At 39.7% G+C, this 22,712-nt stretch carries 18 protein-coding genes; 6 read left to right on the forward strand and 12 right to left on the reverse strand.

Going from position 1 to position 22,712, the window contains the following annotated elements:
- Positions 1 to 138: 138 nt before the first annotated feature.
- A complete protein-coding gene (locus C9J47_RS11095) occupies positions 139 to 1,038 on the reverse strand; it encodes a chemotaxis protein (protein WP_107253592.1) in 900 nt (299 codons plus the stop codon).
- Between the two features lie 277 nt (positions 1,039 to 1,315).
- Between C9J47_RS11095 and C9J47_RS27095 the strand changes: the two genes are divergently transcribed.
- Both C9J47_RS27095 and C9J47_RS11100 read left to right on the forward strand, forming a co-directional pair.
- On the forward strand, positions 1,316 to 1,486 hold the full coding sequence (locus C9J47_RS27095; protein WP_170107496.1) for a hypothetical protein: 171 nt from the start codon (positions 1,316 to 1,318) through the stop codon (positions 1,484 to 1,486).
- A gap of 712 nt (positions 1,487 to 2,198) precedes the next feature.
- Positions 2,199 to 2,474, forward strand: a complete 276-nt coding sequence (locus C9J47_RS11100; RefSeq protein WP_107253593.1) for a hypothetical protein — start codon at positions 2,199 to 2,201, stop codon at positions 2,472 to 2,474.
- Between the two features lie 378 nt (positions 2,475 to 2,852).
- Here the strand turns inward: C9J47_RS11100 and C9J47_RS11105 are convergent, their stop codons facing one another.
- Positions 2,853 to 3,179 carry a hypothetical protein gene (locus C9J47_RS11105; protein ID WP_107253594.1) on the reverse strand — a complete coding sequence of 109 codons (327 nt, stop codon included), beginning with the start codon at positions 3,177 to 3,179 and terminating at the stop codon, positions 2,853 to 2,855.
- Positions 3,180 to 3,344: 165 nt separating this feature from the next.
- Here C9J47_RS11105 and C9J47_RS11110 point away from each other — a divergent pair, with 165 nt between their 5' ends.
- Positions 3,345 to 3,974 (forward strand): HD domain-containing protein, encoded by a 630-nt coding sequence (locus tag C9J47_RS11110; protein ID WP_107253595.1) that lies wholly within the window; start codon positions 3,345 to 3,347, stop codon positions 3,972 to 3,974.
- Between the two features lie 132 nt (positions 3,975 to 4,106).
- Here C9J47_RS11110 and efpL read toward each other — a convergent pair whose 3' ends face one another.
- From efpL to C9J47_RS11130, 4 genes are all read right to left on the reverse strand, one after another.
- The gene (gene efpL, locus C9J47_RS11115) at positions 4,107 to 4,682 is read right to left on the reverse strand and encodes an elongation factor P-like protein EfpL (protein ID WP_107253596.1); all 576 of its coding nucleotides are present in this window, start codon (positions 4,680 to 4,682) and stop codon (positions 4,107 to 4,109) included.
- Positions 4,683 to 4,939: 257 nt separating this feature from the next.
- Positions 4,940 to 5,521, reverse strand: a complete 582-nt coding sequence (locus tag C9J47_RS11120) for an HD domain-containing protein (protein WP_107253597.1) — start codon at positions 5,519 to 5,521, stop codon at positions 4,940 to 4,942.
- A gap of 66 nt (positions 5,522 to 5,587) precedes the next feature.
- Entirely contained in the window at positions 5,588 to 6,007 is a 420-nt protein-coding gene (locus C9J47_RS11125; protein ID WP_107253598.1) for a VOC family protein, read from the reverse strand.
- 181 nt (positions 6,008 to 6,188) lie between these two features.
- Entirely contained in the window at positions 6,189 to 6,914 is a 726-nt protein-coding gene (locus C9J47_RS11130) for an SDR family NAD(P)-dependent oxidoreductase (protein WP_245903431.1), read from the reverse strand.
- 591 nt (positions 6,915 to 7,505) lie between these two features.
- On the opposite strand from C9J47_RS11130, the gene ptsG reads away from it, so the two are divergent.
- Positions 7,506 to 8,894, forward strand: a complete 1,389-nt coding sequence (gene ptsG / locus C9J47_RS11135) for a PTS glucose transporter subunit IIBC (protein ID WP_107253599.1) — start codon at positions 7,506 to 7,508, stop codon at positions 8,892 to 8,894.
- A gap of 124 nt (positions 8,895 to 9,018) precedes the next feature.
- Here ptsG and C9J47_RS11140 read toward each other — a convergent pair whose 3' ends face one another.
- The 5 genes from C9J47_RS11140 to C9J47_RS11160 all read right to left on the reverse strand — a co-directional run bounded on the left by C9J47_RS11140 (position 9,019) and on the right by C9J47_RS11160 (position 18,353).
- Positions 9,019 to 9,309, reverse strand: coding sequence for a hypothetical protein (locus tag C9J47_RS11140; protein WP_107253600.1), 291 nt, complete (start codon positions 9,307 to 9,309; stop codon positions 9,019 to 9,021).
- Positions 9,310 to 9,341: 32 nt separating this feature from the next.
- Entirely contained in the window at positions 9,342 to 9,800 is a 459-nt protein-coding gene (locus C9J47_RS11145; protein WP_107253601.1) for a cupredoxin domain-containing protein, read from the reverse strand.
- A 227-nt stretch (positions 9,801 to 10,027) separates the two neighbouring features.
- Positions 10,028 to 12,271: a peptidase U32 family protein gene (locus tag C9J47_RS11150; protein ID WP_107253602.1), complete on the reverse strand. Its 2,244-nt coding sequence runs from the start codon at positions 12,269 to 12,271 to the stop codon at positions 10,028 to 10,030.
- Between the two features lie 227 nt (positions 12,272 to 12,498).
- Entirely contained in the window at positions 12,499 to 16,380 is a 3,882-nt protein-coding gene (gene hrpA, locus C9J47_RS11155) for an ATP-dependent RNA helicase HrpA (protein WP_281258950.1), read from the reverse strand.
- A gap of 563 nt (positions 16,381 to 16,943) precedes the next feature.
- Positions 16,944 to 18,353 (reverse strand): MATE family efflux transporter, encoded by a 1,410-nt coding sequence (locus C9J47_RS11160; RefSeq protein WP_107253604.1) that lies wholly within the window; start codon positions 18,351 to 18,353, stop codon positions 16,944 to 16,946.
- A 164-nt stretch (positions 18,354 to 18,517) separates the two neighbouring features.
- Between C9J47_RS11160 and C9J47_RS11165 the strand changes: the two genes are divergently transcribed.
- Both C9J47_RS11165 and C9J47_RS11170 read left to right on the forward strand, forming a co-directional pair.
- Complete coding sequence (locus tag C9J47_RS11165; RefSeq protein ID WP_107253605.1) at positions 18,518 to 19,396, forward strand: AraC family transcriptional regulator; 879 nt, start codon at positions 18,518 to 18,520, stop codon at positions 19,394 to 19,396.
- A gap of 245 nt (positions 19,397 to 19,641) precedes the next feature.
- Positions 19,642 to 20,091: a tellurite resistance TerB family protein gene (locus tag C9J47_RS11170; RefSeq protein WP_107253606.1), complete on the forward strand. Its 450-nt coding sequence runs from the start codon at positions 19,642 to 19,644 to the stop codon at positions 20,089 to 20,091.
- A gap of 85 nt (positions 20,092 to 20,176) precedes the next feature.
- Here the strand turns inward: C9J47_RS11170 and ppsA are convergent, their stop codons facing one another.
- Positions 20,177 to 22,540 carry a phosphoenolpyruvate synthase gene (gene ppsA / locus C9J47_RS11175; protein ID WP_107253607.1) on the reverse strand — a complete coding sequence of 788 codons (2,364 nt, stop codon included), beginning with the start codon at positions 22,538 to 22,540 and terminating at the stop codon, positions 20,177 to 20,179.
- Positions 22,541 to 22,712: the final 172 nt, after the last annotated feature.

Here is a 22,712-nt window from a genome sequence, read left to right on the forward strand (position 1 = left end):
TCTAGCCGTAATTATATGCGATGAAACAGAGGAGAAACACAAGTAACTTTTAAATTATCAAACACTTAACTTAAAATGTAAAAGTTTAATAATAACAAAAGTGACCTGCCCCTTATTCTCTTACCGCTAATTAGTATACTAAGCGACGACAGTATGACGTTCAGCACCACGCAACATTGCATGGATAAGTTCGTTAGCTTCAAATTTAGTGAGTGCCTCATCAGCACCAACTTGATGAGCTTGGGAGACGCTGATCTCACTAGATAGAGAAGTATGCAAAATAATATAAACACTTTTCAGTTTTTCAGTATTCTTTACATCAAAAGCAAGTTCATAACCATCAAGACCTGGCATCTCAATATCACTGACTAAAATCTGAAACGGGTCATGATTATCCGCTGCATTTTTCATCATATTTAACGCATCTTGACCATTCGTCGATATAAAGTAAGGAACACTAATACTGTCTAATGCTTGTGACAACTGACGTCGAGCAACAGACGAATCATCGACTAATAGAATCTTAAGTGGGCGTAAAATTTCACGTTCGATATCTGTTAGTACAGGATTAAGGCTATTTGGGTCTTCAGGGAAAATCTTTGACATCAACAATTCAACATCTAGAAGTTGAACAAGATTATCTTCAACTGTTGTTACACCAGTAACAAACACATTATTGCCTAACGATACAGGTGGAGCATCAATTTCATGCCAATTACATTCTGTAATTTTATTTATGCCACGCACCATAAAACCGACTAGCTTTCGTTGGCAATCGGTAATGATAATATAACAGTCTTTTACTTCCTCCTTAACTAACGCTCGATAGCCCACAGCTTTAGCCATATCGATTACAGGGAATGTTTGACCACGCAAAGTAGCAGCACCCAAAACGGTAGAGTGAGAATGCGGAATAACAGTTAGCGGAGTGTAAGGAACAATTTCTTTCACTTTCAACGTTCCAATCGCAAAAGATTGGTTAAGTGTCAGTTGAAAAAGCAACATCCCTTGAGACTGGTTGGTTGCGCTTTTAATCATAAGTCGATCCCGTAATTACATAGCCGATAACATAGAAAGCTATTTTAACCGTTTAAAGGACTTATAGGAATTAAGGTTATTGATTTTATAGATATTAAGTCAATTTTGATAACTTATGCATCAATTATCAAAATAACAAACCGTACTAAGTCACTATCTGGGTAGACACCATAACTTTCTAATGTATCGCTACAGTTCCACCATCAGGCTGAAAATTATACAAACTCACACTATAGTTAAGATGGTGCTATAGCTTGTTAAATGAGGATGGATCGATATGGAACTACGTAATAAAAATGGAGAAATCGCCAAATTAGCCGATAACTTAACATTGAAAGAAATCGCCGATATGGGCTTTTCTATCGATATCTGTGACAAGAACTACGATTCCAATGAACATTGGACAATGCAACAAGACTCAAACAAAAAGGAAGACGGTTATCCATAAAATCGTACAGAACATTCAACGTATCTTTATAAACATTTATGTAAGTATTATGGACAACAAAACGAAAAGCTGACAAATGTTAGCTTTTCATATTTCGATGTTAGACCCAAGTCAGCTCAGGCTGCTCGTTTCAGCGAAAATGACTCAGCATGTCTACTTCTGTGTCAAATGTGCTTGAAAGGGAATGCCACTCCTACACATATTTTCCTTGAATTAAATACGCTGAGATTACTCTGAATCCTGCATCTTGATCTGGCTTGGGTATATAGATTGGACAGCTATTCAGTAATAAATGGTTTCATTCTTTCTTACAAATTTAATTATTTAATAATAACGATTAAATATTACAGCCAGCCACAGTAAGGCGGCTGTTGCATATGCCGGTAAATTATAAAAGACACTTTAATATTATTAGATAAACTGGTAAAAAATCACGCACTTACATCAACACTCAACCATATAAAACTTGTTTGATAGCAAGGCTTTATCTATTCTGAAAAATAATAACCAAGCTCACATTAAATCAGTGGCAAATATACCATTTCTTACAACCTCACCCCGATTTCGTATTTCGTACTGCAAAAATTAGTTGAAAAACCTTCCGACCTCTCAATTAACGCACAAAGTAGAACAATTCTAATTGAAAATTTAATTAATATTCCCATAATAAGAGCTGTCAATATTATTATATTGGTTTATAAAAAGGATTTTTATGAAAAACATCGCTAACTTTGTCGAGCAACTTGAAAGGAGTAAAGTTCCTTTCAATATGTGGATTTACGCTGGTAATAACAGCTATTCCCCTTTGGAAAGTCAAGGGAATAATAAAGCTACACAGATATTACAAAACGCTATTGAACATTACCTACAAGTTGTTGTAGAAATGCACGAAAGTGCTTATTTGCTTCTATCTGAAGTACATATGGCTGTACCTATCAACTTTCAAGACTATCAAATCACTGCTCTGACGGAGTCAAAAGCAGCGTAATATGCTAGCAATACGATGTTTTGATATCAGAAGAAAACGATCAAGAAATAATCTGGCTAGGTAATTTCGACATTAACTGTATTGATAAACTCGTTTAATAGGCTCTTTTTAGAGCCTATTTTTTCATGAACTTGCAAATAAAATTGGTTATCAAAATATATTTTTTCTCAAAAAACTTATAAGTTTTCATGATAATAAACTTTATTTCACTTAGTCATCAATAGTTACTGTTACATCGTATTAAAAATAAAATTCATAAATTCTTTCAAATAAGTCTTGTAAATGTTGAAATCAACACAAAACGCCATCTTTCGATGACGTTAAAATATTAAGCTGTTGTGAGTAAGTTATAATAACAAACTATTATTAGTCAGTTTATTAACTTTCCGTGTTTGGGGTTTTTAATGTATACATTACATTCCTCAACCCATTTTTACATGCCGCATTACCTGCATCCCAACCATCATTAAATCGAGTTACCCCGCCATCAAATGTTGCATCCTTTTGATACTCAGCATCTTCTACATTCTTTTCTTTCAACGCACTCTCACAGCCTTGGTTATAGCCATAATGATAAATACTGTCATATTTAACGTTAGTAACATATTCCTCAGGAAAGAATTTATAATTATCATAATCAGCACTTGTGCACCCGATAGCTGATAATGACAATACAGCGATAAAAATGAGCCTTGCTTTCATCATAGTTTTTATTCCTTGAGTCGCTTTCTATCTATTTGTTTAACCACAACTTCATAACTTTTCCTTGTCACTTAATGTTAGTCTAGACAAGACTCAATGACTTGTTTAAATTCTTCATCACAATAATGGTAAATTTCTAACGAAATAATAAGAAAGGTATACTGATTTATGCTGCAAGTAGAACGACAATTAAAAGACATCGTAGTAAGTATACTGGCTGCTGATCCTGCGCATGACATCAATCACATAGAACGGGTTGTTGCCTCAGCAAAAGCGTTTGCCATTCAAGAAGGGGCATCGTTAGACATCGTGATTCCTGCCGCTTGGTTACACGATTGTGTCTCCTTACCAAAGAACCACCCTGATAGACATTTAGGCTCTCAATTTGCAGCAAAGCAAGCCATTACTTACTTAAAGTCGATCAACTACCCTGAGCGTTTTTACGCTGACATCGAGCATGCTATAGAGGCGCATAGTTATAGTGCCAACATCGATATCAAAACTATTGAGGCAGCAGTCGTACAAGATGCTGACAGAATTGATGCTTTAGGGGCTATTGGTATTGCGCGATGCATACAGGTAAGTACTACATTTGGCGCAAACTTATATTCGAATGATGACCCATTCTGTGAGCACCGTCAGTATGATGATAAACACTTCTCTGTCGACCATTTCTATAACAAGCTTTTTCAGCTCAAGGACACCATGAATACGAAAGCGGCCGAAAAAGAAGCGCAGATAAGAACAGAATATATGAAGGGTTTTCTTGTTCAGTTACAAAACGAAATCGGTGTTTAGAAAAAACAACTCAGACGGAACACAATTGCTATAGGTAACTTGGGTATAAAAAAAGCACCGTCAATACGGTGCTTTTAATCAATAAGTAAAGTGCTGAATAGCCACTCTACTTTCAAATTCATTTAGATTCGATTACTTTGAATCAGCACGGCTCATGAACTTCTGTTCTGCGGTGTTGATCTTAATCTTTTCGCCAGATGCGATGTATTCAGGCACTTGTACAGACAAACCTGTAGACATAATTGCAGGCTTAGTACGAGCACTCGCCGATGCGCCTTTAATTGAAGGATCTGTCTCACTAATAACCATATCAACAGTTGCTGGTAGCTCGATGGCTACTGGCAAATCATCAACAGTCAGAACTTGCAGACCTTGTGTATCTTCGGTAATGAAAAGCAGCTCTTCTGCAATACTTTCTTTATTGAAGTTATATGGCGTGTAATCTTCGCTATCCATGAAGACATACTCATCACCATCGATGTATGAAAACATAACAGAGTGACGGCGGAAATCAGCCAGAGTAATCATTTCATCAGCTTTGAAGCTTTCATCTGTTTTCGAACCAGTTGCCACATCGTATAAACGCATACGATAAAGACTTGCACCAGCACGACCACTCGGTGTTAGCTTCTTAATATCTTTAACTAAAAACACTTTTCCGTTATGTTCGACAGCTGCAAACTTCTTTATTTCACTAGCCTTTGGCATGATCAATATTCCAAAAAATAAATCGTATTGTGGAAAATAGCATGAACTGGATTTTAGGCAAGTACTGAAAGTAATAAGCGCTGATTAATTCACCATATTCACGCATAACAATTAGAAACATGGCGACAGAACGTTCGCGCACTTAGAACGTCCCTTTTCCTAACAATTTTATCACTGATTAGGATTAAAAGTTTTCATCCTAATCATCTATCGCTTAATCAAAAAAGCATCAGAAATGAACAACCCAGCGATAGACTTTACTTTAACAAACCATCAATAACAGCTTGCTGTAGTTTTACTTCAAGGGTTTCCCAAAGTTGTTGGCTTCCGCCTGAAATTCTACGTCCATTTAAGGCAAAGACTTTCTCTTTGGGAATATTGTGCTTTTCCCAACTATGCCCATTACCATGAAGGTTATGTAGTAGAGGTGGAACACGATCAATGGCCTTAGCGTATTTCGATTCCGCCGTTTCACCGGCTTCAAACTCATGCCATAATGACAGATATGCTTCACCCTGCCCACCAGGTAACAAGTCAACAATACGCTTTAATCCAGCTTCTTCATTTCGCTTATTTTCAGCTGTTTCACTGGCGTATATTATCGTATCGCCCGCATCAATCTCGCCTAAATCATGGATAAGCAGCATCTTGATCACGCGGTTAATATCAACGGGGTCATTAGCATAATCTTTGAGCATTAAAGCAGAAAGGCACACATGCCAACTGTGCTCGGCAGAATTTTCATAGCGTTCTAGACCTACTGGGCGAGTATTGCGAATAACCGATTTTAACTTTTCGATCTCGACGATAAAATCGAGAATTTGTGTAATTTCTTTCATTAAGACACCATCCTTGGCTTCAGATTCATGCATTAGATATACAAGTATTATGTGCTATATAGAGTATTACATTCTGCTAGACATAGTGTGGTCATCATTCATTTGAAGCAGATCCCAGCGATTACCATATAGATCTTCAAATACGGCAACGGTTCCATAATCTTGCTCTTGAGGAGGTCTCACAAATGTAATACCTTCAGATACCATTCGGTTATAGTCTCGCCAAAAATCGTCAGTATTTAAGAATAGAAAAACACGCCCCCCCGCTTGATTGCCAATGAAGTCATGCTGCTCTGGTTTTGATGCACGTGCTAACAGTAACGCCACCCCGTTAGAGCCAGGAGGTGAGACAACAACCCAACGTTTATCCTGTTCTGGCTGGTAGGTATCCTCAATCAGATCAAACTGTAATTTATTGACATAAAAATCAATCGCTTCATCGTAATCTTTAACTACTAACGCAATATGAATAATTGATTGTTTCATTTAATCATCAACCTTAATCTTTGTTTTAACAGTACTATACTTATCCAATAGCGTTAAGTCGCAACATAGATATGGATATAATGAAAAAACTTTCGTTTTTCACTGTTTAAAAACTGTCTTTGACCTTTTTGGCGCGAAGTGCCATTCCTGTACAGGTAAGCGACGAAAGCGAAGACTATATCTAAAGCATTTTTCCTTGCACCGGAATTAATGCCCCTGTCAGATTTGTTTTTGCTGGCTGAGTCAATTCAATCATTAAGCTGGCAAACTGAGATGGGTTTACCCACTCATTATGGTCGATATCAGGCATTCCTTTTCGGTTTACTTCTGTATCAATGATCGTAGGCAGTACAGCATTTACCTTTATGCCATATTGAACACCTTCAGCCGCCTGACTTTCTACTAATCCATTAAGAGCACGTTTAGATGCCATATAAGGACCAAAACCATAAGGTACGTTACGAATAGTATCTCTGGCAGAAACATACATAATAGATCCCGCTTCTTTTGGCTTCATAGCAGAAAAAATTTCACGACCTAACATCCAAGCAGTTGTGAAGTTTACACTGAACAATTGTTCAATATCTTTTGGTTCTGCATCTTCCCATGTGCTCCATAAAAAAATACCCGCGCAATGATAATGTGCATCAATAGAGCCTCCCAAAATATCAAGTGACTTAGCCACGAATGCACGACACGTTTCCTCGTCAGTTAAATCACCAAGAAGTACAGTGAGCTTACCGTTATATTTATTTTCTAAATCCTTCGCACGCTGCTCATCCCCTACTCGCCCATAACCTACCACCTGAGTACCAGACTCAATCAATTGCGCAATGATCTCTTGTGCCGTTACAGAAAAGCATGCCGCCACAGTTGCGGTTTCAATTTGGTTTGAATACATAGTCATCTCTCTTCTCTCTTTCATTGTTATTATTTGCTAGACGACATAATAATTATTGCCATTAACGCTGCCTATATACTTATGAACAAATGGCTTTTGTCTTTTAAGCAAAGATGAGGGGTGCCCAATACCTTTTTGACATAACTTAAGCCATATGATGTTCAAAACAGAATGTAAGGCTAAGCAGCGATTACTCATAATAAACTTATCAAAATCTAACGCTGCAAGTAATAAACGGTATGCACGTTACGCAATGGTTACACTGCCGCCATTAGATGTTACTTTTCGTTACGCTTCTTTACGTCCAATGTGACGTTCAACTCGTAAATAAAAATAAAACCCCCGTAATATAGATTCCATCGAAAACGAAAAATAAAACCAAATAACAATAAAAGCAATTAGCACAAGACAATTAACACAAACTACAAAAACGGAATATTAATGAATAGAATTTATTAATATAAGAAACAGTCTAATTTATATTTATTATTTCTCACACCTTAGTGAGCAATAAATAACTTTACCTTTTAATAAACAAACAATTAATCATCTAGTTTTCTAGATATACTTTCTACGTTCATAATGGATGGAGTTCAAATGAACATATTCAGTACAATGCAAAAAATGGGGCGCAGCCTCATGCTGCCAGTAGCCTGTATGCCAGCAGCTGGTATCTTACTTGGAATTGGCGGTAACTCGGAAGTCGCAAAATTCTTACCTGATATTGTCGCACAAATAATGACAGAAGCAGGTCTAGGTGTATTCGCGAATATGGCATTACTATTTGCCATTGGTGTTGCACTTGGATTTACTAAAAATGATGGTGTTGCAGCACTTGCAGCAGCATTAGGTTATTTAACCATGACACGTGTATTGGGTGTTGTCGCTGAAGGTACTGATACAGGCGTATTTGGCGGCGTTATTATGGGTTTAGTTGCAGCTCAACTCTTTAATAAATACCACGATATTAAACTGCCTACCTATCTTGGTTTCTTTGGTGGTAAACGCTTTGTTCCCATTGTGACATCTTTAGCGGCATGTGTTGTTGCTGGTGCTTTAGCATTAATATGGCAACCAATTGGCGCAGGTATCGCAGCGTTTTCTGAATGGGCTGCTTACCAATCACCAGAAGTCGCATTTGGTATCTACGGTATCGTTGAACGTTCTTTAATTCCTTTCGGTTTACACCATATTTGGAACGCTCCTTTCTTCTACGAAGTTGGCGAATTTACTACAGCTGCTGGTGAAGTGGTTAAAGGTGAAATCCCTCGTTACCTTGCGGGTGACCCTACTGCTGGTAATCTAGCGGGTGGTTACATGTTTAAAATGTTTGGCTTACCAGCTGCTTGTCTTGCGATGTATGTAACGGCTAAAAAAGAAAATAAGGTAATGGTAGCGTCAATCCTTGGTTCTGCTGCACTAACATCATTCTTAACGGGTATTACTGAACCAATTGAATTTGCCTTCTTGTTTGTTGCACCTGTTCTTTATGTTGCACATGCACTGTTAGCTGGTTCTGCATTTGTTGTAATGATTCTACTTGGCATTAAGCACGGTACAACATTCAGCCATGGTTTATTCGACTTCACACTGCTGTTCGGTCAATCAACAAACGGCTGGTTACTACCTGTTATCGGTGTTGTTTACGCTATTATTTACTTCTTAGTTTTCGTCACTTTGATTAAAGCTTTAGATTTAAAAACACCAGGACGTGAAGATAAAGAAGAAGCAAGCGTTGCAGTTAATACATCTAAAGATGGCTTAGCACAAGACATCGCAGCAGCATTCGGCGGTAAAGAGAACATCAAAGATTTAGAAGCTTGTATTACACGCTTACGTGTAACGGTATTCGATAGTTCAAAAGTTGATATTCCACGCTTAAAAGCACTCGGTGCGGCTGGCGTATTCGAAAAAGGTGATAACTATCAAGCAGTATTTGGCACACACTCTGAGATCATTAAAGGTCAAATAGAAGTGCTAGCATAATAAAAGTCTGAGTGGACTTTGGCCCGGACTTCGGTTCGGGTTTTTCCTTGTTAAAATCTACCATTAATAATCAATAACACGCCAAATATTTCCTTAAATACTATTTTTCATACTTTAAAATATATTAACTATTCGTTTCCCCTTCTGCATCTACCTCAAAAATAAATATTTTCGGTTCTTCTATTACCGTTGCTGCCTGCATTGCCTCTTTTAATTCCTGAGATTTTAAAAACGTACTGGCATTATCAACAGTATCCCATTCAAATATTAAACATATAGTGTTCAGCTCGTTTGGGGCATGTCCAACACTATATGATAATTCGCCTGCAGATTGTCTTTGTATTAAAAAATCATCAAAGGCCGCTCTCCATATCGATGCATTCTCTACCTTATGTTTAATAAAGACCTTAATCATAATTTTACCTTTCTATCATCAATACTGATTGTCTATTTGATCGAGATTGATCCAGTCATTCCCGCCTCGGCATGCCCTTTGATAGTACATTTAAGGCCTTTGATTTCTGTCGCTTTTACAGGTACAAACCACCATTCAGCAGTACCACCAGGATAAACTTCAATCTCTCGCACGGTTCCTTTTATTTCTGCAATTACTTTACCGTCAGCACTCACCACTTGCGTTTTACGTGTAAATACAGCCTGAGCCAAGCCTTCGGAACTAAAATAGTGCTTCTCTTTCCCTTCATTATGCAAAATGAGCTTGTAGAGTTTACCGGTTTCAAATTCAAGTTTATCAGGGAAAAAACGCATGGCATTCTTGTCATTACCTAATAAAACTTTCATTTCAATAGGCTCTTGCTTTGTCATGTCACCTGCGGCTAGTACACTTCCCGTACACACTAAACTAATCAATACAGCTGAAATTACACCTAACAATCGATATTGCATGAGCCTTCTCCTCAGTAAGTAGGTAAATACATGCATTACACTTGGTAGTAACATGGTTATTGAAAACCTATTCCTTATTTTAGGTGCTGATTGCAAAATCGGTTTAATAATTGCTGATGAAGGAAGGTATGGCGCGTATAAAAAAGGGTGGCTGAGAATTCACTCAACCACCCTATTACTGTATTGAACATGCCTGTATCGTTACTTCACAGTCAGGTCACGCTAGATTATAAACCCTGTGCATACTGAGCATTAGTCGATACTGTTACCATGTTGGCTAGTTCAACTTTTGATCCTTCAACACCGTTCAGAATATTTTCAAAATGCTTAACTAGCTGTGATTTATCCAATTCTTCTTTAGAGCCTGAACCAATGTTTGTTAAATCAATAAAGAATTCGTCGAATAAGCCTGAAAGATCATTTACTACATCGATATTTAAGAATTGCTCGTCGTTATAAATGCTTGGGTAGCCACCTTTTTGCTTATCAACCGCAAAAGAGATCCCCTTAACATTCGTAATCGTGGTCGCTTTTTCACATCGAAGCATACAGCCATCTTCAATTGCTGGTTTGTTACAACCTACCGTTTGTTGGAAGAAACACTGACGGCTCGTCATCATCAAAATCGGATGATAGATACTGTAGAATAACTTAAAGTTTTCAGGGCGCTTAATGTGTCGGATCTGACCACGGTTAATTTCATTCGAAATGAATGCACCAGAACAGTTAAGTTCCTCTTTCATGGTAACGAGAGCATGAGAGTTGGTGGTATTTAAGAATGGACCCGCGACCCAATCAATATTCAGTTCAAACGCTTTATAAGCGATACCGGTATTGTTACTCACAATACGCTTTGGCTTCACTTCTTCTAGTACCTTCACCGCTTCTAAGTAATCTTTACCAATTAATACCGCAGGGAACCAAGGAATCAAACGTGGATTATTTAAGAAGATATTGATGTATTTCTTACAGTTCTTTTTAAAGCTTTCTGGTAGTTTGAAGTAAATATCAGCATCGGTTTCATCACAAAGGTGAAGATCTTTCTCATTAGCGATCAGAATCGACAATGTTGGTTTTTCTTCTACTTTTGGATGTTGTGGTAAAGCAGCAACCTCTACATGCTTAATCACTTCGACAGAATCATTCAATAAAAACGCGACTTCATTTTTTAGTGCAGTAAGCTCTTTAAATGGAATCGTTAAGTTTTCATCAAAATTTTCAAAGCCTAAACGTTCTAGGTTGAAATCGGCATTATTAAAGCTTCTAAAACGCTTTTCGATAGTTTCTGAAGACATTGAAATCTGATCTGCTACGCGCAATGATGAATCAGATTTAACCACAAACGTCTTATTGCCCGTTGTAACGCTAATTGTTAACGGTTCGTTTAGCTTGGCAGTAAAATCGATTGTTAATGTTGGTTTTGAAATATCAAGGAACTTGATCTTATCTTCTAACGTTGCACCAATGGCATTTTTAGATTCGTACAAATCTTTCTTAACATCTTCAATCTGAACAACAGAAATAGCGTTGTTTTTATCGATAGCATAATTCACGCTGTTATCACGTGGATTATCGATAAACATGTCTTTTGTCAGATTACCTTTTAAGAATGAGTTGGTGAAATCACGGTTAAAGACCTTATGAAGATTTGAGTCATCTTCTAGTATTAAACCTGTTTCTATAAAATTATTGATATGCTTGCGCCACGTATCAACAACGGTGTACACGTAATGTGCACCCTTAATACGGCCTTCAACCTTTAACGAATCGACACCAGCATCAACCAATTCAGGTAAATCAAAATACGCTGAGTTATCTTTTAGGTTAAGAGGGAATTTGTTACCAGCAGCTGTAATTTCGTATTCATCACGGCATGCTTGGCTACAACGACCACGGTTACCCGAATTACCCACACTTACAGAGCTTGAGTAACATTGACCAGAGAAGGCAATACACAGTGAGCCGTGTACGAAAACTTCAGTTAATATATCGTATTCATGCGCTAGTGCGGTTAACGATTTTACTTCGCCAAGGTTCAATTCGCGCGATAAGTTAGCGCGTGTTGCACCAACTTTACTTAAGAATAAAATTTGACCTTCGTTATGAGTAGTTAACTGCGTTGAAGCGTGAACATCAAGACTAGGAAAGTGTTTCTTCACTAGGTTAAAAATACCTAGGTCTTGAACAATGATGCCATCAATACCGCTATTAACCAGCTTATTCAGCAGCTTTACTAAACTTGGAATTTCGTGCTCTAAGATAACAACGTTAAGAGTTAGAAAAACCTCGCAACCGTATTGATGAGCAAGTCGTAAAACGCCACTTAATTCATCAAATGAAAGATTGGACGCTCGGTTACGGGCATTAAACATATCTAAGCCACAGTAGACGGCATTAGCACCAGCAACAATCGCGGCTTTAATTGCTTCTACATCACCACCCGGTGCCAATAATTCAATTTTTCTACTCATTACGACAAAGCTCACTTAAATTGTTAGATTATAATTTTTCAGGGCAATTCTACCTGCATCCCGTTTTCATAGCTACAAAATCGGCTTTTGTTGACCCAGATCATTATTATGATGGCATTGAACAACGGTTAACTCGGCCAATTTTACAGAAAACACAGACAGCAGGTTTTCATTTCTTTATATACTTATTCAGGAATATAGGGCTCCTGAATAAGTATCATTATTGATTAACAGTCGTTAATCGCATTGCGTACACGCTTATCTGAAACAGGGTAAGGCGTACCCAGTTGTTGAGCAAAGAAACTCACGCGAAGTTCTTCGACCATCCAACGGATCTCTTTCACTTTTTCTGGTACGGCTTGCCCTTTCGGAATTTTATTCAGTAACTCTTTGTAATCGCTCATTACTGAATCAATCTTCAAGATTTGAACACGATCTTTATTCGGGTCTATAGGTAGTTTTTCCATTCGACGCTCAATCGCTTTCATGTATCGCAGAATATCTGGCAATCTCTGCCATCCACATTCTGTTGCAAAGCCTTTAAAGATCAACCCTTCAATCTGTGCCTTAATATCAGACAGTGCAAATGCCATTGATAAATCAACACGACCCTTTAAGCGCTTGTTAATGCTAAACGCTGTTGTCAAAATAGCTTCAACTTGCTGAGCAACATCGACAACCGTGTCACCCAGTTCTGCACGAACGTATTCTTTGGTTTGTGCAAACTGCTCTGGTTCCCAAATCAAGCCACCCTTCTGCTGAATAAGCTTATCAACACCACAGGCGATACAATCATCGATAAGATCCATCACACGGCCGTATGGATTGAAATATAAACCCAGCTTCGATTTGTTTGGCAAGTTCGAGTGCAGGTACTTAATTGGCGAAGGTACATTCAACAGAACCAAACGACGCTGACCTTGAGTCATTGCCATTCGTTGCTCTTCTTCCGTTTCAAATAACTTAATACCCACAGAATCTTTGTTATCCACCAGTGCCGGGAACGCTTTAACTTCAAAGCCACCCCGTTTTTGCTGGTAGCATTCAGGTAATGCGCCAAAGCTCCATGTTTTCAAGCCTTCTTGTTCAATATCATCATCAGCCACTTGCGACAATGTTTCTTGAACTTGCTCTTTCAGGCCATCTTTTAAACTGTACAGATCTTTGCTTTCTTTCTGCTTGCGGTTCTTGTGGTCAACCACACGGTACGTAATCTTCAAATGATCTGGAACTTGCTCGGCTTTCCAGTCTTCACGCAAGATTGTTACGCCAGTTATACGCTTTAATTCTTTCTCTAACGCATCCAACAATGGCATTGACATCGCTTCTGCACGTGAAAGAAAAGCATCTGCATAATTCGGCGCAGGCACAAAGTTACGACGAATCGGCTTTGGCAGTGATTTAATCAAAGACACAACCAATTCATGACGAAGACCCGGTATCTGCCAATCAAAGTTATCGGGTTCTACTTGGTTCAATATTGGTAGCGGCACATGTACCGTTACACCGTCACTATCTTCACCCGGTTCAAACTGGTAGCTTAATTTCAGCTTTAGGTTATCTTGATGCCAAAAGTTCGGGTAATCCAAATCAGTAATATGGCTCGCATCGCCTCTGAACAACATTTCACGTTCAAAGTTAAGCAGGTTACTGTCTTCTTTTGATGCTTTCTTCCACCAGCTATCGAAGAAGCGCCCCGATACCACAGTGTGCTCAACACGTTGATCGTAGAATTCAAATAATTCGTCATCATCGATCAAAATATCACGACGACGAGACTTATGTTCTAGCTCTTCCACTTCGCGTAATAGTCGACGGTTTTGGTGATAAAACTTATGCTTTGTTTCCCAATCACCTTCAACTAACGCCGAGCGAATGAAAATTTCACGCGATACTTGCGCATCAATATTGCCGTAATTCACTTTACGCTTAGCAACAATAGGAATGCCGTACATCATGATTTTTTCAAAGGCAAAAACAGCGGCTTGTTTCTTTTCCCAATGCGGTTCGCTATAGCTACGTTTCAGCAAATGCTGTGCTAAGGGTTCAACCCACTCAGGCTGAATTTTAGCGGCAATACGCCCCCACAGCTTGGATGTTTCAACCAGTTCGGCAACCATCACCCACTTAGGCTGTTTCTTGAAAATGCCAGACCCAGGGAAGATATTAAAGCGCGCATTACGTGCACCTTGATATTCGTTCTTTTCCTGATCTTTAATACCAATATGAGAAAGCATACCGGCCAATAATGACTGGTGAATGCTGTCGTAACTTGCTTCTTGGCTATTGATTTTCAAATCGAGCTCTTTTACTACCTGACTCACTTGGTAGTAAATATCTTGCCATTCACGAATGCGCAAATAGTTCAGATAGTCTTTCTTACATTGTTTTCGGAATTGATTACCAGACAGCTCTTTTTGCTGCTCTTGAACATAATTCCATAAATTAACAAATGCGATGAAATCAGAATCTTTATCCGCAAAACGATTATGCTTTTCGTCAGAAGCTTGTTTTTTCTCTGACGGCCTTTCACGTGGATCTTGAATCGACAATGCACATGCAATAACCATCACTTCGCGCAATGAACCCAGTTTAGGGGCTTCTAACACCATACGCGCAAGGCGAGGATCAAGCGGTAACCTTGCTAACTGACGCCCCATTGGCGATAGACGCTTACGAGGATCTGTCGCTTTAAGATTAATAGCACCTAACTCTTCAAGTAGGCGTAAACCATCTTGAATGTTGCGATTATCTGGCGCTTCTACAAACGGAAAGGCGTGAATATCACCCAAGCCAATTGCCGTCATTTGCAAGATAACTGACGCTAAGTTGGTACGTAGAATTTCAGGATCGGTAAATTCAGGACGAGATAAGAAATCGTCTTCTGAATACAAACGAACACAGATACCTTCTTGAACACGACCACATCGGCCTTTACGCTGATTAGCACTTGCTTGTGAAATCGCTTCAATCGGTAGACGTTGTACTTTAGTGCGGTAGCTGTATCGGCTAATACGTGCAGTACCAGGGTCGATAACATATTTAATGCCAGGTACCGTTAACGATGTTTCCGCCACGTTAGTAGACAAAACAACGCGGCGACCACCGTGTGATTGGAATACACGATTCTGTTCATTAGCAGATAAACGCGCGTACAAAGGCAATACTTCGGTATTACGCAAATTACGCTTTTCTAGGGCATCTGCCGTATCACGAATTTCACGTTCACCGTTCATGAAGATCAGGATATCACCTGGGCCTTCATCGCATAGCTCATCGACAGCATCGAAAATAGCTTGTAGCTGATCACGATCGCTATCATCACCGTCTTCAGACACTGGGCGGTAACGGGTTTCGACTGGATAAGTACGGCCAGACACTTCAATGATTGGCGCATTATTGAAGTGCTTAGAGAAGCGTTCAGGATCGATCGTTGCCGATGTAATCACAACTTTCAGATCAGGGCGCTTGGGCAATAGCTCGCGCAAATAACCCATAATGAAATCAATGTTAAGACTACGCTCGTGCGCTTCATCGATAATTATGGTGTCGTATTGGCTTAAAAAACGATCGTTTTGAATTTCAGCCAGTAAAATACCGTCTGTCATCAATTTGACTTGGCTGCGATCAGAGACTTGGTCATTAAATCGAACTTTATAACCAACGTACGAACCTAATTCGCACTCCATCTCTTCAGCAATACGCGTTGCAACAGTACGCGCAGCAAGACGACGAGGCTGAGTATGACCAATCATACCGTGGGTACCACGGCCTAATTCCATACAGATTTTTGGTAACTGCGTGGTTTTACCCGATCCTGTTTCACCCGCAACAATCACGACTTGGTTGTGTTTTATTGCTTCTGCAATGTCATCTTTTCTTTGGCTAACAGGCAGTAATTCTGGGTATTTGATCGTAGGACGATTCGTTCTACGCAGCTCAACCGTTTGCATTGATTTCGCAATATCTAGCGCAATTTCATCAAATACAACGTGTTTTGCTTTTTCATTCTTAATTCTTGCCGCACCTTGCACACGTTTGTGCAAACGAAAACGATCGCGAATCATGCAATCTTTAATGGCGGCTTTCAGCGTTTTTTCATTATTCAAAACGTCTGATTGAGGAGTATTAGACAGACTCAAAGGAATTCCTAACTTTCTATTTAAAATAATAAAGTATATCCAAACCACCTCAAACCGCTGATTTACGCTAGCGTTGAAGGCGTTTGGGTATATACCCAAGTTACCTCATGATGCTCGTTTCAGCGAGAATTTGTTGGACTCTAGGCAAGGCACTTATTTATAGACCTAGTCATTCTACGTTGAAAATAAGTAACACCGTATAGAGCCCAACAAAACTCGCCCTTCGGGAGTGATTCAGCGCATCTACTTCTGTGTCAAATGTGCTTGAAAGGGAATGCCATTCCTACACACATTTTCCTTGAATTAAATACGCTGAGATCACTCTGAATCCTGCATCTTGAGGTAGCTTGGGTATATTTATAAAAACGGGCGTGATTCTACCACATATTTCGAACTGATTCTGAACTGTGATTAACATCAAAATACAAACAGAAAAAAGCAGAATTCAATGCCACAGTGCACCATATGTACACTGTGGAACTAAATTCTGCTTTTAATGGTTCACATTGATTTCTTTACGACAAAGTTAACTAGGCCGTAAGACACTCTTTTTCATCAATCGGTACGTCGTCATTGTCATTAATCAAATTCGTTAACCACTGGCGTCCTTTAATGCGGTGCGTGGTCAAGAACACTTTAACCACCTCTTCCGTCAAAATAGCCAGCATCACCCAGTGCAACGGCCATCCCAGTACAATACCCGTGATTATCGCAAGAGGAATACCAATTGCCCATTGTGCGAACAGATCAATGAAAATACTGTAACGAATATCGCCGCCACTGCGTAATACGCCACCAATGCCAACCATGTTGTACACTTTTAGGCATAAGCCAAGCGCTAACACTAACGTGACATTCACGGCCATATCCAAATTAGCCGTACCCGCTTTTGCGAATAAATCACCAATGCTGTTATGAAATATTAATACTGTCGCGCCAACAATCATCGCTAACGTCGCGCTTAAACCAATGAACCACCATGATTGATGCCACGCGCGTTGGTAATTTTCAGCCCCTAGCTCATGGCCAAGTATGGTTGATGCCGCTACAGCAAAACCAATAAACCCTGATATTAGCACCCCTTCTATCGGTGATAATAAACTGATGATTGCTAGTTCAGTCACGCCAAGCTGCCCGATAATGTAGTTATAAACCAGTAATCCCATTGCCCAACCACCATCATGGATCACCATCGGCAGTGCAACAGAAAGATACTTTCTGCGCGCCTTTACCGTTACTGCAGCTTCAGCATCTGATACTTTTGGCAAAATCTCATTATATTTCCAATATGTGACAGCCAATAAAATAATCGTTTGGATACCGCGCGATATTGTTGTACCTAACGCAGCACCTGCAACACCCATCTCAGGAAACCCGTATAAACCGAATATCAATAGTGCGTTTAGCGCGGCATTAATGAGTACCGCAATCAGCCCAACGACAGTAGGCATTTTAGCGACACCTACCGAACGTAATGCAGATTCTAAAGGCACAACAATGGCGGTAAAGATGATGCTCCAACCACACACAAACAAATACATTGTGGCATGCTCAACAAACGTTGGATCATTCGTAATAACACTCACGATACTTTCAGGTGCCAAACGAAACAAAATTGCAAAAGGTATTGTTAAAACAATAGCACAAGCCCAAGATTGCAATAGTGTACGACGAACACCGTCCATTCTACCTGCACCAAAGTATTGCGCAGCTAATACGCCGACAGCGCCGCTCACACCTACAATTATCAGTAAATTAAAGAAGAATATTCGATTACCGACACCAACGGCTGCAACCTGTGATTCCCCCAATGTTGAAACCATCATTACATCGACCAAACCCAAGATGGCAAAAAGCATCGACTGCATCGAAACCGGTATCGCCAATCGCCATGTTTTTTGCCAAAATTCTTTATCTGCTGCCGCTTTCCAATTTTGCATTTTTGCCCCCTTGTAATGTTTGCTTATGTGAGGTGGATCATACGCCTAAAGGCAAATAACGACTTATGCTATCTTCTCAACAACCTTTGCCAAACTATCAAAAGATATTTTTATACGATTATTAATGAATATCAAAACAAAATAGAAACAGAAAAGGAGAAAACATGAGTTGGCCTGAATACTATGAAATATCGGATCAATGCCGAACGACAACGATCGACCAAGGTCAGCTTATGGCTTTAGAGAAACACCAAATAGTACAATGCGGCGTAAACTACGCACGCCAGAGTTTTACGGTATACCGTCGTAACCCCAATATGCATATGTTGCTATTTACTTGTTGCGGTGAAGGTTGGCTAGAAACACCCGTGCGAAAATGGACACTGGAAAGCGGTAGCGTTATTCATGTTCCGCCTGGTTCTGCGAATGGATTTGGGATAACCCAAAAAGAACATGATGCTGATAACGAAACATTAGACACTGAAAATACATGGGATATAGCGTGGGTAATGTTAAGTGATAATGGCGAGTGGGCAAAAACAATGCCCAACGAAGTTACATACAGTAAAACGCAATGTGCAGATATGTTACGTAAAACTATTGACTGCTTACATCAATCTATGTCGTTACCCTACCCTGTTGGTAACCAGCTAGGAGATAATCTAGTTGAACAAATACGCTTATTAGTCACGAATCGTTTACCGACATCTATGCCTATCTCGTTACAACGATTAGAAAAAGTGTTTGATCGCGCTAAAGAACAACTTCATCGCCAATGGAGCGTAGCTGAACTAGCGGCATTGCACCCTTGTTCTGAGCCTCACTTTCACCGCTTGTGCCAGCAATATTATTGCCATAGTCCTATTGCGCATTTAACACGATTACGGATGGAATATGCTGCTCGTCTATTAAGTGCTACCGAATGGCCAATACAACATATTTGCGAATCAAGCGGGTATCCAAACCCTGCCAATTTCAGTACTCGTTTTAAAAAATGGAGCTCTCTTACCCCCAGAGAGTTTAGACAACGCTTTCGGTATTAATAAAATAAGCGCCTTGCCTAGAACCCAATAAATTCTCGTTGAAACGAGTACGCTAAGGTGAATTGAGTATAAACATTATTAATAGAACTGTATTTTAATGGAACAGTGTGCGATGAGTGTTGTCATAACCTTTATGGGGAAGGGAGTTCAAGTGGATTCATTTCTATTGAAACCTTGATTTATTGCTAAACAAACCATAATTAATAATAAAGCGTCAAATCAATACGTAGAGTAAGAGGCACATTATGTTCAAACAATTACGCACTTTATTTCGCCAAGTCATGCATGAAGGCAGCGATGGCGGTGCTATTGATACCCCGACAATGAATTTAGCGATGGCCTCTTTATTGTGTGAAGTTGCAAATGCTGATCACCAAATTGATCCTAGAGAAGAGGCAGCTAAAGTACAGTTACTCATAAAGCTACTTGATATAGATGAAGCAATAGCTATAGATTTACTCGCTGAAGCAATGGTAAAAAGTGAAAAATCAGTCTCTTTGTATGAATTTACAACAAAACTGCGTGAGCTTATGCCAGAAGAGCGCTTTCAGCTTATTGAAGCAATGTGGCAAGTTGCCTATGCCGATGGCATTATCGAACCCATGGAAGAAGCCGTGATCCGTCAAGTTGCTGAGTTAATTTACCTCGACCATTCAGAGTTTATCCGCGCAAAATTATCAGCGAAGAATGGGTAATAATACTATTCTAGATTGACATCATCCCAAACTGGCATAAAAAAAGCCTGCAAATGCAGGCTTTAAATAGGCGTTCTTATTCAACTTACTTTTTACCCAAATGTACCCATGTTTCAAGTACCGTATCTGGGTTTAATGAAACTGAGTCAATGCCCTGCTCCATCAACCAATCTGCGAGATCATCGTGATCTGATGGTCCTTGACCACAAATTCCAACATATTTACCCGCTTTATTGGCGGCTTTAATTGCCATAGATAACATTGCTTTTACTGCAGGATTACGCTCATCAAACATATGCGCAATTTCACCAGAATCTCGGTCAAGACCAAGCGTTAACTGAGTCATATCGTTTGAGCCAATCGAGAAGCCATCAAAATACTTCAAGAAATCATCCGCTAGAATTGCATTTGACGGCAATTCACACATCATAATGACTTTCAGACCGTTTTCGCCACGACGCAGGTCAAATTTAGCCAGCAAATCGATAACCGATGCCGCTTCACTTACCGTACGTACAAATGGGATCATGATTTCAACATTTTTTAAGCCCATCTTTTCACGAACGCGCTTCATTGCTTCACATTCAAGTGCAAAACAATCTTGGAACTGTGGTGAAATATAACGAGAAGCACCACGGAACCCTAACATTGGGTTTTCTTCTGTCGGCTCATAGTTAATACCACCCACTAAATTGCGGTATTCATTCGACTTAAAATCGGACATACGCACAATAACGCGCTTTGGCCAAAATGCAGCAGCAAGCGTTGAAATCCCTTCTGTTAATTTCTCGATGTAGAACTCAACAGGGTTTTCATAACCCACAATACGCTTATCTATTTCAGCTTTAAGCTCGTCAGATTGTTCATCGTAGTTAAGTAAGGCTTTCGGGTGAATGCCAATCATCTTGTTAATAATGAACTCTAGTCGAGCTAACCCTACCCCTTCATTAGGAATACAAGCAAAATCGAATGCACGATCTGGGTTGCCCACATTCATCATGACTTTAAGAGGAAGATCTGGGAGATCAGTCACTGATGAACGACGAATTTCAAAATCAAGTTCGCCTTCATACACAAAGCCCGTCTCACCTTGCGCACAAGATACAGTAACATGCTGACCGGTGCTTAAAATTGAGGTTGCATTACCACAGCCCACAACCGCAGGTATCCCAAGTTCACGTGCAATGATTGCCGCGTGACATGTACGTCCACCTCGATTAGTGACAATAGCAGATGCTTTTTTCATCACAGGCTCCCAATCTGGGTCTGTCATGTCTGCAACTAATACATCACCCAGTTGAACCTGATCCATTTCACTTAAATCAGCAACAACACGAACAGCACCAGCACCAATACGTTGGCCGATAGCACGGCCTTCAATGATTGCCGATGCTTGAGCATTAAGATGGAAGCGTTCCATCACTTGTTGGTCATCGCGAGAACGTACTGTTTCAGGGCGTGCCTGAACAATCAGTAATTCACCAGTAATACCATCTTTGGCCCATTCGATATCCATCGGGCGACCGTAATGCTTTTCGATAATCAATGCTTGTTTTGCTAACGACGCAATTTCATCATCGGTTAACGAAAATTGCTGACGTTCTTCTTCGGTGGTATCAATCACATCAACTTGTGTACCTAGCTCTTTGCCCTCGGCGTAAACCATTTTGATTTGTTTTGAACCAATGGTACGACGCACAACGGCATGATTACCTGCCTCAAGTGTTGGCTTATGAACGTAGAATTCATCTGGGTTAACAGCCCCCTGCACAACCATTTCACCTAAGCCCCATGATGATGTAATAAACACCACCTGATCAAAGCCAGACTCGGTATCAAGGGTAAACATTACCCCCGAAGAAGCTTTGTCTGAACGCACCATACGCTGAATACCAGCAGACAATGCAACACCTTCATGATCAAACCCTTGGTGAACACGGTATGAAATAGCACGGTCATTAAACAACGAAGCGAATACATGCTTTGTTGCTTCAATAACGGCATCGATTCCGCGCACATTTAGAAATGTTTCTTGCTGGCCAGCAAACGAAGCATCAGGTAAATCTTCAGCGGTTGCAGATGAACGAACAGCAACAGACAACATGTCGTCACCGTTACCGAGTTCTGCATAACATACTCGAATATCCTGCTCTAAGTCAGCGGGTAATTCAGCTTCCAATACCCAGTTGCGAATGGTTTCGCCAGCAACTTTTAACGCATTTACATCATCAACATCAAGTTCTTCTAATAGTTGATAAATACGCTTGTTTAATCCGCCAGCTTCCAGAAATTGATTAAAAGCATGCGAGGTTGTCGCATATCCATTTGGAACTTTCACACCTGCATTTGCAAGATTGGCTACCATCTCACCCAGCGAAGCATTTTTTCCACCCACTTTATCAACGTCATTCATTGATAAAGCATCGTACCAAACTACATTCTGTTGCACGACGAATCTCCTTGCTTTTGGATTTAGCTTAAATGTGGGCAAGATCTCAACGGAAACGATTGCATTGGCAGTTAAAAAAATACTGCGTCACAATGGTCGGGCTGATGTCTATACCCTGTAAAGTTATTGTTATAAGTATTTATACGGTGAACGTTACAGAATTATTTTAAGG

Origin of the sequence: Photobacterium indicum (genome assembly GCF_003026215.1) — a bacterium.
GTDB lineage: Bacteria > Pseudomonadota > Gammaproteobacteria > Enterobacterales > Vibrionaceae > Photobacterium > Photobacterium indicum.

What these genes read in the sequence shown, in the direction of transcription:
- C9J47_RS11145 (WP_107253601.1), bottom strand. Translation starts at nt 9,800, where the DNA reads ATGCAATATCGATTGTTAGGTGTAATTTCAGCTGTATTGATTAGTTTA.
- C9J47_RS11125 (WP_107253598.1), bottom strand. Translation starts at nt 6,007, where the DNA reads ATGAAACAATCAATTATTCATATTGCGTTAGTAGTTAAAGATTACGAT.
- C9J47_RS11105 (WP_107253594.1), bottom strand. Translation starts at nt 3,179, where the DNA reads ATGATGAAAGCAAGGCTCATTTTTATCGCTGTATTGTCATTATCAGCT.
- C9J47_RS11165 (WP_107253605.1), top strand. Translation starts at nt 18,518, where the DNA reads ATGAGTTGGCCTGAATACTATGAAATATCGGATCAATGCCGAACGACA.
- C9J47_RS11130 (WP_245903431.1), bottom strand. Translation starts at nt 6,914, where the DNA reads ATGACTATGTATTCAAACCAAATTGAAACCGCAACTGTGGCGGCATGC.
- C9J47_RS11120 (WP_107253597.1), bottom strand. Translation starts at nt 5,521, where the DNA reads ATGAAAGAAATTACACAAATTCTCGATTTTATCGTCGAGATCGAAAAG.
- C9J47_RS11110 (WP_107253595.1), top strand. Translation starts at nt 3,345, where the DNA reads ATGCTGCAAGTAGAACGACAATTAAAAGACATCGTAGTAAGTATACTG.
- C9J47_RS11100 (WP_107253593.1), top strand. Translation starts at nt 2,199, where the DNA reads ATGAAAAACATCGCTAACTTTGTCGAGCAACTTGAAAGGAGTAAAGTT.
- C9J47_RS11160 (WP_107253604.1), bottom strand. Translation starts at nt 18,353, where the DNA reads ATGCAAAATTGGAAAGCGGCAGCAGATAAAGAATTTTGGCAAAAAACA.
- C9J47_RS11140 (WP_107253600.1), bottom strand. Translation starts at nt 9,309, where the DNA reads ATGATTAAGGTCTTTATTAAACATAAGGTAGAGAATGCATCGATATGG.
- C9J47_RS27095 (WP_170107496.1), top strand. Translation starts at nt 1,316, where the DNA reads ATGGAACTACGTAATAAAAATGGAGAAATCGCCAAATTAGCCGATAAC.
- C9J47_RS11150 (WP_107253602.1), bottom strand. Translation starts at nt 12,271, where the DNA reads ATGAGTAGAAAAATTGAATTATTGGCACCGGGTGGTGATGTAGAAGCA.
- C9J47_RS11170 (WP_107253606.1), top strand. Translation starts at nt 19,642, where the DNA reads ATGTTCAAACAATTACGCACTTTATTTCGCCAAGTCATGCATGAAGGC.
- ptsG (WP_107253599.1), top strand. Translation starts at nt 7,506, where the DNA reads ATGAACATATTCAGTACAATGCAAAAAATGGGGCGCAGCCTCATGCTG.
- efpL (WP_107253596.1), bottom strand. Translation starts at nt 4,682, where the DNA reads ATGCCAAAGGCTAGTGAAATAAAGAAGTTTGCAGCTGTCGAACATAAC.
- C9J47_RS11095 (WP_107253592.1), bottom strand. Translation starts at nt 1,038, where the DNA reads ATGATTAAAAGCGCAACCAACCAGTCTCAAGGGATGTTGCTTTTTCAA.